Here is a 17741-nt window from a genome sequence, read left to right on the forward strand (position 1 = left end):
TGTCAAAGATTGCAACTTCTCGAGATCTGACATCTTAGACCAAATATCATATTCTAATAAATAACAAATACGAAGATAAAAATGATAGACTTTATTTTTGGGTTTTTCGGATTATTTATCAGACTTGCTTTTGTGTATAAGGTTGATTTAAAAAAAATGAATGCAAATAACTCTCCTGAAGAAAGTCATAAAAACACAATAGCAGGATTACTTTTGATACTTATCGTCAATATTATAGGAGTTATTCTTTTTTTTATAGAAAAATAAAGGCTCACTCTCTCAATTTTTAAGTTTGTTTAAGATGAGATTTATTTGACAAAAAAAATTGTGCCGTAAAAAAATCTAAATTGAAATAAATTTAATCATAACTAGAAAAATAAATCTAGATTTTTCTTACCTTTAAAAGAAAAAATGAAAGCCTTTTTATCTTTTGTAATCCTCCTTTCATTTTTGGTTTCTTGCCAAAATAAATCTTCTGAACAAGCATCAGAACGCATGAAAACAGATACTATTCTCCAAAAAAACGGTCAGGTTTTGAGTTATACCGTTTTTGATAAACAACTCTTTAAAATGAAGCGAGACCGCACTGTATATAGTGATGCTTACCAAAAAAGAATTGCTAAACTCGTAGAATATTATCTGGATAAAAATAACCAAACTGGTGTACAATTTCAACTTAAAAATCCTGAAGCGAAGCTGGGCTATTCTGTAGAAGAAACCGATTGGGAAGGCGTAGTTTATACCCAAATTGGCCTTTTTACAATGGGAAATACCAATATGAAAACTTTTCAATGGTTATTTTACAATGCAAAAACTCAAGAACTTTATGAATTTGACGTTCCTAAAAATACACCCATCTTATTTAAGTACCGATAATTTTCACCTTTTCTATTCGTAATCTGTATATATGAGGTTAATCAGTATATACTGCTCTAAAAATTAATGAAATACTGGTAAAAAAATGTATATTTAGGACTTGAAATTCATCTATTTTTAAGGGTAATTTCTCATTTGTGTTTTTCATACCAATTATCAATTATTTTAAAAATTAATCAACAAATTATCATGAAATGGCTCCATAAAAAGCTCACATAAATTTTTATTTCTATCATTATTGCAATGGAATTTTCTTCCATTTTTTTTCATCTAATAACCATTTTTATTTTTTATCACTTGAAATAAGTATTTTCTTATGAAGTATTTTTATTCTTTAGTCCTCTTTTTTTCTTTATTTGTTTCAAAAGAAACTTTTGCTCAAAATTCCCCAGAAATTTCTGTTCCTAAAATTTATGATGATGCGAATGGTGAAATCATTACCAATCCTCAACTCATCGAAAGTATTATTGCCAAAAGGAAAAGTGCAATGGCTCAAGCGCAAAAAAAAATCTCTAAAACTAGCGCAGCACAAACCGCAGTAGAAATGTGTTCTAACGGAGGATTTGAGCAGCATGAAACTACCGCAGGAAATACTCATCTTAAACATTTTTTATATACTACAGGTGATCAATCAGGACCTACAGAATGTAAAGCCATTACCAATGTTGCTGATCAAAACATCAATATTTTTGATCCTAACAACACTAATATTATGGCGACTACGGTTCCTGCTAATTATATCGACAAATATATAGGTGATATTAAAGCATTTGACCAATATGCGCTAAAAGTGAATTACTCTGATTCGTACAGCATGAGTTCTTCTGTACAAGGAAAAAGATATAAAACGAATAATGAAAATTTCTTAAAATTTAATTTTAAAGTTGTTTTACAAACGGTTTATGATAGTGGTCACAAAGATAATCAGCCTTTCTTTAAAGCTAGAGTTCTCAATAAAAATAGGGAAGTAGTAAGTGAATTTTGTTTAACTGGTGACGAGAAAAACTGTATTTACACCAAAATTCCAGACGGAGGAAGTAGCTATGTAACTTTATATACCGCCAATTGGCAGTCTGGTATGCTGGATATTTCCGCGATTCCTAATAATGAAGAATTCACCGTTGAGTTTATAGCTTCAAGATGTGGTTTGATGGGACATTTTGGATATGCTTATATCGATGATATTTGTTTTTTGCATTCTAATGAAAATGTACAAGGTACTGTAGAACTAGACCCTCTAAATAAAATCTGTCCTACCACTCCAGTAAGCGTTTGTGGATCTTATACCATTCCTAATTCGGGAGGAATAAGCGCTACAGTTAAAAAAATTACTTTAAATCTGTACGATTCAAGCAATAAAATCATCTATAGCTCCTCTGTTCCTAGTACACATGACCAAGTGAATAAGAAGTTTTGTTTTAATCTCAATGCCTCTGATTTCCCTAATGTTACCAGTGCTAATTATAATGTAGGCGCAGTAGTAGAATATGATATTTCTGGAACAACTTGTAGTGGTACTAACTTTGGCTCTGCCAGTGATCCAGATGCAAATCCTGGTTGGGATATTTCTTTTATGAACTGTAGCTCAGACTGTACTATTGATTTACAAAGCGCAAAAATATATCGATGTGATACCAATGGAGATGGTACGGAAATATTCAACTTAACGGATTTAGAGAGTAAATTGGTTTCCTCAAGTTCTGGGCTAAGTTTTAGCTACTTTAAAAATTACAATGATGCTTTTTCAAATATTAATAGTATAACCAATTACACCAGTTTTAATTCTCCTTCAGCTACTATCTATGTAAGAGTTAATAAGAGTGAGAGTTGTTTTAAAATCATTCATGCCAATGTAGAGGTTAAAAACCCTACCGTAAATATTTCTGGGATACTTAATGTTTGTTCAGGAAGTACTGTTCTTACTGCATCTGCAGGAAGTTCGTATCTATGGAGCACTGGCGAAAAGACTCAGAGCATTACGGTAAACGCTATTGGTACATATAGTGTTACGGTAACCGATTCGTATGGATGTGTCAATACGGGAAGCGTAGTGATAGAGACGTCTCAAACCGCAGTTTTGCCTACCTTAGAAGTGAAACAACCGAGCTGTAATAGTTCTACTGGTGAAATTAAAGTGACTTCACCTGCTTCTGAATACAGTTTTGACAATGGAGTTACTTGGGTTAAGAACAATACATGGTCTAATGTATCTCCCGGAACGTATAAAGTAAAAGTAAAAACAGTGAATGGCTGTATTTCTTACGCACAAGTCGTGACCATCGTTTTGCCTGCATCTACCTATCCCAATTACACCTATAAAAATCCTCTTTTTTGTGGAGATAAAGGAAGCATTACCATTACAACATCCGCTGCTTATTATAGTTTTGATGGTGGAGCAACTTGGGGAAGTAGTAACACACAAGATGGTCTAGATCCTGGTATTTATAAAATTATGACTAAGGATATCAATGGTTGTCTGTCTTACATTAATAATGTGTATATTAATGGGGTATCTTTAGGTTATCCACAATATAGTTTTGTAAGGCCTGCATGTACTACTAAAGGTTCTATTACTATAGAAAATCAAGGAGATTTATATACTTTTGATGGAGGTGCAACTTGGGTTACCAGCAATACTCTTAGCAATCTTTCTCCGGGAACCTATTCTATTGCGTTTAAAAATAATTTAGGATGTTTATCAGACTATCAATATGTTTATTTAAATGATTATTCTGATATGTATCCTGACTATGAAATTATACAACCTGTTTGTGGTACAGGAGGAAGTATTATTATCAATACGCCAGGAAAAGAATTTAGTTTTGATGGAGGTGTCACTTGGATTACCACCAATCAAAAAGATGATTTAAAACCAGGGAGCTATCAAATTCAAGTAAAAGATGAAAATGGCTGTTTGTCTCAAAAGAATTGGGCTTACATTAACACCCCATACTTAGATTATCCTCAGATAACTTTAGTTCAGCCTACTTGTACTACTAATGGAACTATTACCGTAAATACTTTAAATGATTTTTATAGTTTTGATGGAGGAGCCACTTGGACTACGGTTAATCAAAAAAGTTTACCTCCTGGTTCTTATCAAGTACTCGTTAAAAATAATTTAGGTTGTATTTCGCAAGAAAATAATGTTTATCTAGATAATCCAGTTATTCCATTAGCGGATTATACCGTAGTACAGCCTACCTGTGATACCAAAGGAAGTATCACAATCAATACAGTTGCTAAAGAATACAGTTTTGACGGTGGTAATACTTGGAGCAGCAGTAATACCATCAATAATATAAGTTCCAGTACCACTTATTCATTGCGTATAAAATCTGCAAATGGATGTATGTCTCAGATTGTATATATTTATATTAGTGAGTCCAAGTTACCTGTACCAGATTATGATGTTACTAATCCTAGCTGTGGGAATATTGGAAGTATAAAATTTAATACCGTTGCAGATTTTTACAGTATAGATAATGGGGCTAATTGGAGTAGTAATCCTGTTTTTAGTCCGCTCAAAGAAGGATATTACTATCTATTGATTAAAAATAAAAATGGATGTATATCTGAAACACAATATGTTTATTTAGATTCAAAAAATTCATACATGCCAAAAGTTACCGTTACCCAACCTTCTTGTGGGACTAATGGCAGCATTGTTATTAATACAGTTGCAGAGTTTTATAGTATTAATAGGGGTAACACTTGGGTTACAAGCAATACTTTTACCAATTTACAACCGGGCTATTATTATGTTCAGACCAAAGATAAAAACGATTGTATTTCTAATCAAAATATTGTTTATCTAAAAGAATTTTACTTGCCAGAACCTAAATTTACCTCTACGCAGCCCACTTGTGGAGTAGGTGGCAGTATTACCTTTACAACAACTTCGGATTTTTATAGTGTAGATGGTGGTAATACCTGGAGTACTTCTAATACTTTTACCAATCTAAAAGCAGGATATTATAACCCAAGAATAAAAAATAGTTTAGGATGTACCTCATATTATTCAAGTGTTTCCCTCAATGAGTTTTATTTAGATAGACCAGATTATTCTGTAGTGCAACCTACTTGTGGAAATACTGGTTCTATTACCATTGCTACTGTTGCAGACCAATATAGTTTTGATGGAGGAAATACTTGGACTACTAATCCTAAATTAACCGGACTTAAGAGTGGCTACTATAACATTGTTATCAAAAATGCTAAAGGCTGCACTTCTTATCCTTATGGCTTGTCTGTAAACATTAAAGAATATTTCTTACCAAAACCTTTAATAAAAGTAGTTCAGCCTAGTTGTGGTAAAAGTGGAAGTATCAGTATAGGGACTTCTGCTTCACAATATAGTTTTGATGGAGGAAAAACTTTTACAACGAATCCTATACTCACAGCGCCTACTCCTGGAGGTTATTCTATTGTTATCAAAAATGATTTAGGATGTGTATCTTATCCTTATTACGTATATATTCAAAAATATTTAACACAATCTCCAAGAGTAAGTGTAGTGCAACCTACTTGTAGCAATCCATACGGAACTATTTATGTAAACACTCCAGCAGACCAATACAGTTATGATAATGGAAAAACATGGACTACTGATAATACTAAGACCAATTTATCAGTTGGTACTTATTATATTTTAACTAAAAATGCACAAGGTTGTATATCTGATGCAACATATACTTATGTGAATACTCCGCCATCTATTCCTGCAGCTCCTTTAGTTACAGTGAAACAGCCTTCGGCTTGTGGTGTTACCGATGGAAGTATTACCATTAATACCACTGCTTCCAGCTATAGTTTTAACGATGGAGCCAGTTGGTCTTCCGTCAATACCAAAACCAATTTAGGAGCAGGAACTTATATCATTAAAATAAAATCAAATTCTTACAGTTGTGAATCTCTCACCACTGTAGTCAATTTAGATTCTGGAGTTCTTATTGCTGCACCTACATATACTGCAACACAGCCTACCTGTAGTGTTTCTACGGGAAGTATTGCCATTACTTCTGATGGTGACAGCTATAGTTTTGACAATGGCTTGAGTTATATCTATGGAAATACTAAAACAGATTTACTTCCCGGAACTTATTACATAAAATACAGAAGTAAAAACGGATGTACTTCTGAAGCCCAAAAAGTAATCATTCAGAAACCTTCAGATTTGCCAGCTCCACAGTATACAGTGGCTCAACCAGACTGTAGTAATCCTCTTGGAAGCATTACCATTACTACTTCTGGAGCGCTTTATAGTTTTGATAAAGGCGTTACTTTTTCTACTTCTAATGTGGCTAAAAATCTTGGCCCAGGAACGTATGATTTGATGATTAAAGATGCTGCAGGATGTATTTCTTTCATTTCTTCGGTAACGGTTATTGCTAAGCCCAATATAACAGAAACGCCAAAATTTATCGTTACTCATCCTACAGGATGTAGCTCTAATATGGGTTCCATTAAAATTACCACTACAGCTAATGAATATAGTTTTGATGATGGTAAAACTTGGGTAAACACTTCTTCCATGTCATTACCAAGTGGTAGTTATTATTTAAGAATAAAAATTGGTGCAGATTGTCCATCTGAAAAAGTTTTAGCAGTTATTAATGCTCCTTCAGATGCACCGAAGGCTCCAAAATATACGGTCAGTCAACCTTTGTCATGTATGAATGCATTTGGAAGCATTACGATTACCGATTCTGCTGCTGAATATAGTTTTGATGATGGAAAAACGTATTCTACCAATCCATCTTCAGGAAATTTAGCTCCTGGAACTTATTTGATTAAAGTAAAAAACGCCACAGGTTGCGAATCTAACGCAGTAACTGTTACAATTAATAAACCTACGGATTATCCGCCATTGCCAACAGTTAGTGTGCAACAAATAGATTGTTTAAATGCTAGTGCAAGTATTACCGTAACCAATTCTGGCGCAAAATTCAGTATTGACAATGGTCTCACTTGGCAAACTTCAAATATTTTTAAAAATCTGAGTCCTAACCAGTACAAAGTTTTAATTCAAAACAGTAAAGGTTGTATTTCGGAAGTGACAGAAGTGACCATTGATACCTTTGTAAATCCAACGCCAAAACCAACAGCACCATCAAAACAAGAATTTTGTATTCAAGATAATGCTAAAATTTCTAATCTTTTAGCTACCGGAAATCATCTTACTTGGTACGATTCTTTGACTGGAGGAAATGTTTTAAATGCGAATACTCTTTTAACTAATGGCAATACGTATTATGTTTCACAGAAAATAGGAGATTGTGAAGGAGAGAGAATTCCAGTTTCAGTAATTATTTTTCAAACTCCTGCGCCAAGTTCTGATGCTACTCAGACTTTCTGCATCAGTGAAAATGCCAACCTAAGTAAAATTACTATTACAGGAAATCAAATAAAATGGTACGATGCTGTTTCTGGCGGAAATCTACTGTCTAGTTCTACCGTTTTGGAAAATGCTAAAACTTATTATGCCACTCAAACGCTTAATAATTGTGAAAGTGTGAGCAGAACTCCTGTTACGGTGAGTCTAGTTACGTCTACTATTGTGGCCAATGATTATGTGGAAAAACTCTGTGACTTAGGAAATGACAAAAAAGAAGTCATCAATCTTACTCAATATGAATCTAAACTTTTGGCGAATACTTCTGGATATCAATTCAAATATTATAATGCCAAAATGCAAGTTATCTCTACGATTTCTACATATTCTATCGCTTTAGGAAATACCGATATCTATGTTAATATTTCTACTTCTAAAGGCTGTGATAAAATGGTGAAACTTTCATTCATTTTGAATGAAGTTCCAACGGTGGAATTACCGAAAGAAATAGAACTTTGCTCTGTTAATGACATCACTCTCGATGCAGGAAGTGGATATTCACAATACGAATGGACCTATAATGGTAAATTCTATAGTGACCAACAATGGATTAAGCCTACAAATACTGGAAATTATTCGGTAAAAGTTACCAATGCTTCAGGTTGTAGTTTTAGAACTTCTACTCAAATTATTTCCCCTGTGATTCCGAAAATTGCGACGATCAATATTACGAATGATACCGCGATTATCATCATGGAATCTAATAATGCTTATGAATATTCTTTAGATGGAATTCATTGGCAAAATAACAACCTATTCTCTAATTTAAATAATGGAGTACACTCTGTATATGTAAGAATTAAAGGTAAAATTTGCAGCATTACTCAAGGTTCTTTTACTATTTTTGATATTCCACACGTTATTACTCCTAATGGTGACCACGTGAATGATACATGGAAAATAGAGGGTATAGAGGTTTATAAAGGTTCTACTGTACAAGTATTTAATCGTCATGGTGAAATCGTGCTTCAAACCGTGATTGCCTCTTCATTTGAATGGAATGGGAAATTAGCAGGTAGACCTTTACCGACCGATAATTATTTCTATGTCATCAAACTATCAGATGGCAGAGTGCTCACAGGAAATTTATTGATTAAAAACCGAAATTAAAGATGAAAATCAAACAACTACAAAGCATTTTAGACCAGCAACCTTCTGTTTCTGGAAACACTTATTTTATCTTCATTGTTTGGGGAATATCTTGGCTGTTTGCACTGGTCTTTTTACTCTTGGGCATTGGACTTTTGCTCGAAAGTTTGCTTCATTATAAAATATTTTTAGATACAGTTGCCCAAAAATTACATCTTGTGCTTACTGATGAACAGCGCTGGAACATTTCTACGAGTTTGGGATGGCTCTCATTGATTCTCGCTTTTGTTTTTGGAGCGATGATTTATATCTGCAAAATGGTTTTGGTAAGAAATCACTTCATTATTTTATTAGAAGAATGGCTCATTTCTGAAATAAAAGAAGTAGAAATAAATCGTAAAATTTCAAAAAAATAACTAAATTTACTCTTATAAATACCAAATTATGAACACTATTATTAAACTAATTATTACCGCTGTTGCAGCTTTCGGAATTTCTAAACTGTTAAATCCTCATGTAGAAATCACTGATTTTACTTCTGCGCTTATTTTTGCAGTAGTTTTAGGTTTGCTTAACCTTATTGTAAAGCCTATTATTTCTTTATTCTCGTTGCCAATTACCATTCTTACATTAGGATTATTTTCTTTGGTAATTAATGCTATAATTGTTCTTATTGCAGATTATTTTATAGACGGAATTAATATTGATGGATTTTTATGGGCACTTATATTCAGTGTGGCTTTATCTATTGTCACTTCTGTTTTAGAAAGTATTTTTATCAGCAAAGAATAAATTCATTTCATTTTAAATATAATGCAAACCTCAAGAAATTGAGGTTTTTCTTTTGTCTAAAAATTTTGAAAATCCTCTTCAAAATTCTGTAAATATTTTTACCCTTGACTTTTACATCTTTACAAAAAATTAAAAACAACACCATCACCTTAAAAATATAAAGTCATGAGCAGAATATTATTTATTTTTTTATTTCTTATTTTCGGAAATTTGAGTGCTACCAATCCTGATGATCTTTTGGGAACTTGGATGAGCACAGATAATAGTGTAAAAGTAGAAGTATATAAAGTCAATCATCAATTTAAGGCCAAAGTTCTTTGGTTTAATCATCTTTTAAGCGAAAGCAAAACGCCCATGCATTTATCTTTGGACACGAACAATCCCAATCCTGCATTGAGAAACAGAAAAATTCTAGGCATGGAAATTTTAGATGGATTGCGCTATGATCCTCAGAAAAAAGAATGGGTTAATGGGAAAATTTATGACGCTTCTAGTGGAAGATATTGGAGTTCTTGTGCCAAGTTGCTCCAAAACGGAATCTTAAAAGTTCGCGGTTTCTGGAAGGTAGAATGGATAGGAAAATCTATATCTTTTAGAAAAGTATCTTAAAAAAAAGACCTCCTAAAATTGGAGGTCTTTTTTGATTTATGCTCTGTCGTATAATTTTTCGTAAAGGTTAAAGAATTTTTCTTTTACCGCTTTACGTTTTAATTTCATCGTTGGAGTAAGTAAACCATCTTCAATCGTCCAGAGCGTAGGAGTAAGCTCTATTTTCTTAATTTGCTCCCATTTTCCTAAAGTAGCATTCAGCAAATTAATATCTTTCATAATTCTTGCTTTTAGCTCAGGAGAATTCGCCATTTCTTCTGGAGTTTTGCCTATTTTAAGATGTTTTCTCTCTGCCCAAAGTTTTGCAAATGCATAGTCTGGTTGTACTAAAGCACACGGCATTTTTTCGCCGTCACCTACTACCATAATTTGTTCGATAAATTTAGAACCTTTCGCTAAATTTTCTAAAACCTGAGGCGCAACATATTTACCACCAGAAGTTTTGAACATTTCTTTTTTACGGTCTGTAATGTGTAAGAAACCTTCTGCATCTATATGACCGATGTCTCCCGTCATGAAGTAACCATCTTCTGTAAATGCTTCTTTGGTTTTTTCCTCGTCTTTATAATATCCTTGGAAAACAGAAGGTCCTTTTACGGTGATTTCTCCATCTGCTTGGATTTTTACATCTAAATTATCTAAAACGTGACCTACAGTTCCTATTTTCACTCTTTCGAAAGAGTTTACCGCAATTACTGGAGACGTTTCTGTAAGCCCGTAACCTTCTAAAATAGGAATTCCAGCACCGTGGAAACTTCTGTTCAGTTTGGTAGATAGGGCAGCAGAACCACTTACTAAAGTAATCATATTGCCTCCTAAACCTTCTCTCCATTTAGAGAACACCAATTTATCTGCAATTCTATGTTTTAAAGATTTAGGTTTCTTAATATCATAATTATCTAATAAAGATAATGCCCAATAGAAAATTTTGGTTTTCAAACCACCAGCTGCAGCTCCTTTGTCTACAATTTTATCATATACTTTCTCTACCAATCTTGGTACTACAGTCATGTAATGAGGTTTCACTTCTTTTACATTATCCCCAATTTTATCAATACTTTCTGCAAAGTGAATCGAAAAACCGTTGTACATAAATAGATAAGAAATCATTCTCTCAAAAATATGACAGATAGGTAAAAAGCTTAATACTTTAATATCTGTATATTCTAATTTCCAATTTCTAGGAATTCTATGGTCTGAAGCCAAAACATTTGCAACGATGTTTCTGTGCGTAAGCATTACACCTTTTGGTCTACCAGTAGTTCCAGAAGTGTAAATTAAAGTTGCTAAATCATCAGGTTGAATCGTTTTAGCAATGTCTTCTACTTCTTGTTGATTGTCTTCATTTTCTCCCAAATCGAGTACTTCCTTCCAGTTTGCAGCCCCAGGAATTTCGTCAAAGGTGAAAATTCCTTTCAAACTTTCTACTTGAGGTTTTACTTGAAGTAATTTTTCGTACAAATCTTTATCTGAAACAAAAACATATTTTATTTCCGCATTATTAAAGATATAGATATAATCTTCTACAGAAATGGTAGGATATACCGGAACATCTATTGCACCAATTTGCAAAATTCCTAAATCCATTACATGCCATTCTGTGCGGTTATTCGTAGAAATAAGACCAATTTTATCACCGGGCTTAATTCCTAACTTCAATAAACCTCTAGAAATTTTATTCCCTAGATTTACATACTCTTGTGTAGAAGTTTTCGTCCAAACTCCATTATATTTGGTCACCAATGCATCTTCCTTTGGGAACTTGTATAATGCATGATGAGCAAAGTCAAACAATCTTGTAATTGACATATTTTACGTTTTTTGATTTTTGTAAAAATAATACTTTTTCTTAATTCACAAATAGTTAATATCAATTTTCGTTAAAATCTCTAAAAAATGTATATTTACGCCAATTAATTTTAATACAAAAAATGGATTTTAATTTAACAGAAGAACAACTGATGATTCAGCAAGCAGCGAGAGATTTCGCGCAGACTGAACTTTTGCCTGGCGTAATAGAAAGAGATAACGAACAGAAGTTTCCTTATGAACAAGTAAAGAAAATGGGAGAACTAGGATTCCTAGGAATGATGGTTGAACCAAAATACGGTGGAGCAGGAATGGATAGTGTTTCTTATGTTTTGGCAATGGAAGAAATTGCTAAAGTAGACGCTTCTGCAGCTGTAGTAATGTCAGTAAACAATTCTTTGGTTTGTGCTGGTCTAGAAAAATTCGCTTCTGAAGAACAAAAACAAAAGTATTTAGTTCCTTTAGCAAAAGGTGAAGTCATCGGTGCATTTGCACTTTCTGAGCCAGAAGCTGGTTCTGATGCTACTTCTCAAAAAACAACTGCCATTGATATGGGAGACCATTATCTATTAAACGGTACTAAAAACTGGATTACCAATGGTGGAAACGCTCAATATTACATTGTGATTGCACAAACTGATGTGGAGAAAAAACACAAAGGAATCAATGCTTTCATCGTAGAAAAAGGTTGGGAAGGTTTCGTAATTGGTAAAAAAGAAGAAAAATTAGGGATCAGAGGTTCTGATACGCATTCATTAATGTTTACAGACGTAAAAGTTCCTAAGGAAAATAGAATCGGTGAAGATGGATTTGGTTTCAATTTCGCCATGGCTGTTTTGAATGGTGGTAGAATTGGTATTGCTTCTCAAGCATTAGGTATTGCTTCTGGAGCTTATGAATTGGCGCTAAAATATGCTAAAGAAAGAAAAGCTTTCGGTACAGAAATCATCAATCACCAAGCAATTGCTTTCAAATTAGCAGATATGCACGTGAATATTATGGCGGCAAGAATGCTTTGCTACAAAGCTGCTGCTGAAAAAGATGCAGGTCTAGATATTTCAGAATCTGGAGCAATGGCAAAACTATACGCTTCTCAAGTAGCAATGGATACTACCATTGAAGCAGTACAAGTTCACGGTGGTTACGGTTATGTAAAAGAATATCACGTAGAAAGAATGATGCGTGATGCTAAAATCACTCAGATATACGAAGGAACTTCTGAAATTCAGAAAATTGTAATTTCTAGAAGTATTGCTAAAAAATAATTAGCAAATTCTTTTTAAAATATGAAAGTCGGACAAGCAATTGTTCGACTTTATGTTTTCATATTTATCAAATTTTCATACATTTATTCAATGAAAAAATTAAGTCTTTTTGTCGTTTTGTTTTCTTTAAGTTTTTCAGCGCAAGTTCCCACGTTTACTGATGAAATTGCGTTTCAATTATCAGAAAAACCGGTGCATTGCATCAATCAAGAATACCCCAATAAAACCGCACATGTAATCAATAATGACATTGATGTAAAACTGACTCCCAAAGAATTGCATCCTAGCTTTTATGGCTGTTTTGATTGGCATTCATCAGTTCATGGACATTGGATGCTCGTAAAACTACTCAAAGACAAACCTTTTCTCAAAAATAAAGAAGAAATTGTAAAAATTTTGGAAGGTTCTTTTCAAGCCGAAAAAATAAAGACAGAAGCAGAATATTTCCATAAATATCAAGTGGCAAAAGGTTTTGAGAGAACTTACGGTTGGGCTTGGTTGCTTCAATTAGATGCAGAATTGGCCAATTGGGAAAATCCTCAAGCGAAAATTTGGCATCAAAATTTAAAACCTCTCACTTATGAAATCGTAAAATTGTGGAAAGAATATTTACCGAAACAAACGTATCCCAATAGAACAGGAGTTCATCCTAACACTGCTTTTGCGCTAAGTTTTGCCATAGATTGGGCAAGAACGGTTGGCGAAAAAGATTTTGAAAACCAACTCATCGAAAAAGCAAAATATTTCTATCTAAAAGATGAAAAAACGCCTGCTTATCTGGAACCAGACGGAAGTGATTTCTTCTCGCCAAGTTTAGAAATTGCAGATTTAATGACCAGAATTCTTCCGCAAGATGAATATGTTAAATGGTTCAACAAATTCTACGAAAAAAGAAGTATTGAGAATATTTCACAGATTCCTGTAATTTCGGATATTAATGATTATCAAACCGTTCACTTGGTTGGTTTAAGTTTTACTAGAAGTTGGTGCATGAAAAACATTGCTCAAGTTTTACCTAAAAATCATCGACACAAAAAACATTTCGAAGAAACTTCTGCCAAATTTTTAGAAAATGCATTGCCATTGGTTTTTAAAGGAAATTATGGTGGCGACCATTGGTTAGCTAGTTTTGCGGTGTATGCTTTGAGTAATAAATAATAAAAAATTATATATGATAACTATGAAAACAAAAAAACTATTCTCTCTTTTTTTATTTTTTACAGCCTTTTTAAATGCTCAAGAAAAATTAATTAATGGAACGTGGAATACAGTAACTGTATCAAATGAAATGTTCCAGATGAATGAAAATAAAGAATTTGAATTGACTAAAAAAGGTAAAATAATTCACAATTCTAAAGATGCAATTCTAAATTTAAAGCTAGGATATTCAGAAAATCAATTTGTTTTTGACGAAAACAATAATTTCTTCGTTAAATTATCTGAAAATTCAAATTTTTTTGTTTTCAAAGGAAAATATGAAGTTGATAAACAAAATAAAACAATAAATTTAACTCTTACTAATTCAGCAGGTAGTGAATTAAAAAAATATTTTAAGTACAGTTTTAATCCTGAAGATCAAAATTATATGAAATTAGATGTCTACTTCGGTGGAGAACCTACAAAATATTTATTAAAGAGAAACTAAAAAAATCCTTCAGAATTTTCTGAAGGATTTTAATTTTTAAATATTTTAATTCTTTAATTTTTCATTTCTCTTTCGGCATATATTTAGAAATATCGTCATCGTTTTTATTTTCCTCAGCATTGGTTGGTTCAGTGTTTTGAGGCGTTTCTGCTGATGGTTTTAATGCTTCCGCTGCTTTTATTTTTTCTCTTTCTAAGGCCAATTGTCTTTGGAATTCTTCTTCGCGTTTTTTCTTATTTCTTTTTGCCACGAAATACCAAACAATTCCGCCGATTAAAAATATTGGCCAAAACGGAATAAGTGCTAAAAATAATCCACCCAAAACCGCAAATCCTTTCATAAACGCATTAGAAGATTTATCCCCGAAAGTTTCATCTTTTTGTTTGTCATTCAGAATGTTTAAATCCTCTGCATTATTGGTTTCTGGAGTATTATCTACCAAAGTGAGTTCCACATCGCACATTTGGCTTCCTACATAATCATTGCCTTGCACTTCTGTATTTTTAGATTCTACATTTCCCAGACTGCTCATTTTATTCACCAATTCATTAAAATTACTCAATGGTACTTTTACGGTCAAATAATGTTTGGCAATTCCTTCATTTTCGGTATAATTTTCTGTGATAATATCTACATTGTAGGTGCTCAATTCTTGATTTAACAGGGCTTTTGCAGCAGCCAAATCTTCTACCGAAACTTGCAATCTCGTTGTTTTCGCAATAGGGTAGAGTTCACGCTGAGGAACTGGTTGACTCTGAACTTGATTTTGATTTTGAACCTCTTGTTCTGGTTGGGTTTGCGAATTGTTTTTAGAAGTTTGCTTCAAGATTTTATTGGCCGTTTCAGCAATGACTACAGCAGCGTTGTCGCCACTTTTTATGGCGTTATTGGCTGAATCAATCGCTTTTCTAATATCTTGTGCTTGTTGGCTTTTGTTATCTAATTTTTTAAATTCCCTGTTGAGGGAATCTATGTTTACATTTCCTTTTTTAATGGCGTCTTCTATGATTTCTTTATGCTTATTGATTTCTGGAAGGATTATTTTTCCTACCGTACTGTTAGAATCATTGACGATTTTAGAAATAGAATCGAGGGTTTGGTAACTTTCTTTTGCTTGGTTAAAAAGGCTATCTGCAGTTTTAAAGGAATCAGCCGTTTGTTGAATATCGGTTTTATTACAAGCCACCAATAATAGAGTAGCGGTAAAAAGACTAAAAATTGTTTTCTTCATTTTAATAGTTTTGTTGATGCCAAACTTAATACAAAAAATGTTCCCTAAAAATAGGTAAAAAATCGTATTAGTATTAAAATTTTGAAAATCAATGAATTGTAAAACAATTTGCAAAATTTTTACAAAAAAAATCTCCAAGTTTCCTTGAAGATTCATTTATAATCTAAAATTTATAATTTAAAATTATTTTGCGTGATTCCATTCACTGATGAAGTGTAATTTCACATTCGGGAATTTTTCTTGAGTCATGTGAATCGTGAAAGCAGAATCTGCTAAAAACACCAACTGACCATGATTATCTCTTGCCATAAAACGCTGTTTTAATCTTGCAAATTCTTTGAATTCATCAGATTTTTCGTCGGCTTCTATCCAACACGCTTTATGAATTCCAATTGGTTCATACGTACATTTTGCACCATATTCATGCTCCAACCTGTATTGAATAACTTCGTACTGAAGCGCACCCACTGTTCCAATAATTTTTCTGCCGTTCATTTCCAGTGTAAATAATTGCGCCACACCTTCATCCATTAATTGGTCAATACCTTTCGCCAATTGTTTAGCTTTTAATGGATCGTCATTATTAATATAACGGAAATGTTCTGGTGAGAAACTCGGAATGCCTTTGAACTGTAATTTTTCACCAGCAGTTAAAGTATCTCCAATTCTGAAACTTCCAGTATCGTGTAAACCTACAATATCTCCAGGGAAACTTTCGTCTACCACTTCTTTTTTGTCTGCAAAGAAAGCATTCGGCGAAGAAAACTTCATTTTTTTACCTTCTCTTACTAGAAGATAGTTTTCATTTCTCTTAAAAGTTCCAGAAACAATTTTCACGAAAGCCAATCTATCACGGTGTTTTGGATCCATATTGGCATGAATTTTAAAGACAAATCCTGTGAAATTTTTCTCCTCTGGTTTTACCAATCTAAGGTCAGATTCTTTGGGTTGAGGCATTGGTGCAATTTCTACAAAAGCATCCAACAATTCTCTTACCCCAAAATTATTCAGAGCTGAACCAAAAAACACGGGTTGTTGTTCACCAGTAAGATATTGTTCTCTATCGAATTCTGGATAAACTGATTCTATAAGTTCTAGTTCATCTCTTAAAGTAGCTGCAGCTTTTTCACCGATGATTTCATCTACTGAATTGTCATTGATATCATTGATGACGATGGTTTCGCCTACTTTTTGTTTCTTTTCTTCGAGAAACAACTGAATGTTTTTCTCCCAAATATTATAAATTCCTTGGAAATCACTTCCCATACCAATCGGAAGCGAAAGCGGAACTACTTTTAAGCCTAATTTTTGTTCAACTTCATCCAGCAAATCAAATGCATCTTTTCCTTCTCTATCTAGTTTGTTGATGAAAACCAACATAGGGATTTTACGCATTCTACAAACTTCTACGAGTTTCTCAGTTTGCTCTTCCACACCTTTTGCTACGTCTATTACTACAATTACAGAATCTACCGCAGTAAGCGTTCTGTACGTATCTTCCGCAAAATCTTTGTGACCGGGCGTATCGAGAATGTTGATTTTCTTTCCTTTATATTCAAATGCTAAAACCGAAGTTGCCACAGAAATCCCTCTTTGTCTTTCGATTTCCATAAAATCGGAAGTTGCTCCTTTTTTAATTTTATTCGATTTTACAGCACCTGCTTCCTGAATCGCTCCCCCGAAAAGAAGTAATTTCTCCGTCAAAGTAGTTTTTCCAGCATCTGGGTGAGAGATAATCCCGAAAGTTTTACGTTTTGATATTTCTTGTAATAAACTCATTTCTAAATTTTGAAGTTGCAAAAATCGTGATTTTTATCGAGATTTGAAAATGATAGATGTATTTCAACGCAAAGGCGCAAAATATATCTATGAATTGATTATGTTTTTAAGACGCGAAAAGACTTCGTCTTTATTTGTTTTGAAAATCTTTGATTTTCTTGCGTCTTATTTTCTTTCTATTTTTTAATATAAATATTGCGTCTTTGCGTTAAAAACTCTTTTGTAAAACAAATGATAGATGTATTTCAACGC

12 protein-coding genes are annotated in these 17741 nt (G+C 33.1%); 9 read left to right on the forward strand and 3 right to left on the reverse strand.

Annotated features, from left to right (window positions below; all coding sequences use genetic code 11):
• Positions 1-81: 81 nt before the first annotated feature.
• The 6 genes from EB819_RS04775 to EB819_RS04800 all read left to right on the forward strand — a co-directional run bounded on the left by EB819_RS04775 (position 82) and on the right by EB819_RS04800 (position 9760).
• Positions 82-267, forward strand: a complete 186-nt coding sequence (locus EB819_RS04775; RefSeq protein WP_069798928.1) for a hypothetical protein — start codon at positions 82-84, stop codon at positions 265-267.
• A 144-nt stretch (positions 268-411) separates the two neighbouring features.
• Positions 412-876: a hypothetical protein gene (locus tag EB819_RS04780; protein WP_124878669.1), complete on the forward strand. Its 465-nt coding sequence runs from the start codon at positions 412-414 to the stop codon at positions 874-876.
• 316 nt (positions 877-1192) lie between these two features.
• Positions 1193-8380, forward strand: a complete 7188-nt coding sequence (locus EB819_RS04785; protein WP_069798932.1) for a T9SS type B sorting domain-containing protein — start codon at positions 1193-1195, stop codon at positions 8378-8380.
• 2 nt (positions 8381-8382) lie between these two features.
• Positions 8383-8775, forward strand: a complete 393-nt coding sequence (locus EB819_RS04790) for a hypothetical protein (protein ID WP_069798934.1) — start codon at positions 8383-8385, stop codon at positions 8773-8775.
• A gap of 28 nt (positions 8776-8803) precedes the next feature.
• Positions 8804-9151 carry a phage holin family protein gene (locus tag EB819_RS04795; RefSeq protein WP_069798936.1) on the forward strand — a complete coding sequence of 116 codons (348 nt, stop codon included), beginning with the start codon at positions 8804-8806 and terminating at the stop codon, positions 9149-9151.
• Between the two features lie 165 nt (positions 9152-9316).
• Positions 9317-9760 (forward strand): DUF2147 domain-containing protein, encoded by a 444-nt coding sequence (locus EB819_RS04800; protein WP_069798938.1) that lies wholly within the window; start codon positions 9317-9319, stop codon positions 9758-9760.
• Positions 9761-9796: 36 nt separating this feature from the next.
• On the opposite strand, the gene EB819_RS04805 is transcribed toward EB819_RS04800, so the two are convergent.
• Positions 9797-11569: an AMP-dependent synthetase/ligase gene (locus EB819_RS04805; protein ID WP_069798940.1), complete on the reverse strand. Its 1773-nt coding sequence runs from the start codon at positions 11567-11569 to the stop codon at positions 9797-9799.
• A 122-nt stretch (positions 11570-11691) separates the two neighbouring features.
• On the opposite strand from EB819_RS04805, the gene EB819_RS04810 reads away from it, so the two are divergent.
• The 3 genes from EB819_RS04810 (at position 11692) to EB819_RS04820 (ending at position 14479) form a co-directional block, all read left to right on the forward strand.
• Positions 11692-12834, forward strand: a complete 1143-nt coding sequence (locus EB819_RS04810) for an acyl-CoA dehydrogenase (RefSeq protein WP_069798942.1) — start codon at positions 11692-11694, stop codon at positions 12832-12834.
• A gap of 90 nt (positions 12835-12924) precedes the next feature.
• Positions 12925-13992 carry a DUF2891 domain-containing protein gene (locus tag EB819_RS04815; RefSeq protein WP_069798944.1) on the forward strand — a complete coding sequence of 356 codons (1068 nt, stop codon included), beginning with the start codon at positions 12925-12927 and terminating at the stop codon, positions 13990-13992.
• Positions 13993-14014: 22 nt separating this feature from the next.
• Positions 14015-14479 (forward strand): hypothetical protein, encoded by a 465-nt coding sequence (locus tag EB819_RS04820; protein WP_069798946.1) that lies wholly within the window; start codon positions 14015-14017, stop codon positions 14477-14479.
• Between the two features lie 61 nt (positions 14480-14540).
• Here the strand turns inward: EB819_RS04820 and EB819_RS04825 are convergent, their stop codons facing one another.
• Positions 14541-15710: a DUF4349 domain-containing protein gene (locus EB819_RS04825; RefSeq protein ID WP_158005956.1), complete on the reverse strand. Its 1170-nt coding sequence runs from the start codon at positions 15708-15710 to the stop codon at positions 14541-14543.
• A 183-nt stretch (positions 15711-15893) separates the two neighbouring features.
• Complete coding sequence (locus EB819_RS04830; RefSeq protein WP_069798950.1) at positions 15894-17489, reverse strand: peptide chain release factor 3; 1596 nt, start codon at positions 17487-17489, stop codon at positions 15894-15896.
• Between the last annotated feature and the right edge of the window lie 252 nt (positions 17490-17741).

This window comes from Cloacibacterium normanense, assembly GCF_003860565.1.
GTDB classification, from domain to species: Bacteria; Bacteroidota; Bacteroidia; order Flavobacteriales; family Weeksellaceae; genus Cloacibacterium; species Cloacibacterium normanense.

Bases quoted from the DNA above. Each gene is read 5' to 3' on its own strand.
- EB819_RS04775 (WP_069798928.1), top strand. From the start codon at position 82: ATGATAGACTTTATTTTTGGGTTTTTCGGATTATTTATCAGACTTGCT.
- EB819_RS04780 (WP_124878669.1), top strand. From the start codon at position 412: ATGAAAGCCTTTTTATCTTTTGTAATCCTCCTTTCATTTTTGGTTTCT.
- EB819_RS04785 (WP_069798932.1), top strand. From the start codon at position 1,193: ATGAAGTATTTTTATTCTTTAGTCCTCTTTTTTTCTTTATTTGTTTCA.
- EB819_RS04790 (WP_069798934.1), top strand. From the start codon at position 8,383: ATGAAAATCAAACAACTACAAAGCATTTTAGACCAGCAACCTTCTGTT.
- EB819_RS04795 (WP_069798936.1), top strand. From the start codon at position 8,804: ATGAACACTATTATTAAACTAATTATTACCGCTGTTGCAGCTTTCGGA.
- EB819_RS04800 (WP_069798938.1), top strand. From the start codon at position 9,317: ATGAGCAGAATATTATTTATTTTTTTATTTCTTATTTTCGGAAATTTG.
- EB819_RS04805 (WP_069798940.1), bottom strand. From the start codon at position 11,569: ATGTCAATTACAAGATTGTTTGACTTTGCTCATCATGCATTATACAAG.
- EB819_RS04810 (WP_069798942.1), top strand. From the start codon at position 11,692: ATGGATTTTAATTTAACAGAAGAACAACTGATGATTCAGCAAGCAGCG.
- EB819_RS04815 (WP_069798944.1), top strand. From the start codon at position 12,925: ATGAAAAAATTAAGTCTTTTTGTCGTTTTGTTTTCTTTAAGTTTTTCA.
- EB819_RS04820 (WP_069798946.1), top strand. From the start codon at position 14,015: ATGAAAACAAAAAAACTATTCTCTCTTTTTTTATTTTTTACAGCCTTT.
- EB819_RS04825 (WP_158005956.1), bottom strand. From the start codon at position 15,710: ATGAAGAAAACAATTTTTAGTCTTTTTACCGCTACTCTATTATTGGTG.
- EB819_RS04830 (WP_069798950.1), bottom strand. From the start codon at position 17,489: ATGAGTTTATTACAAGAAATATCAAAACGTAAAACTTTCGGGATTATC.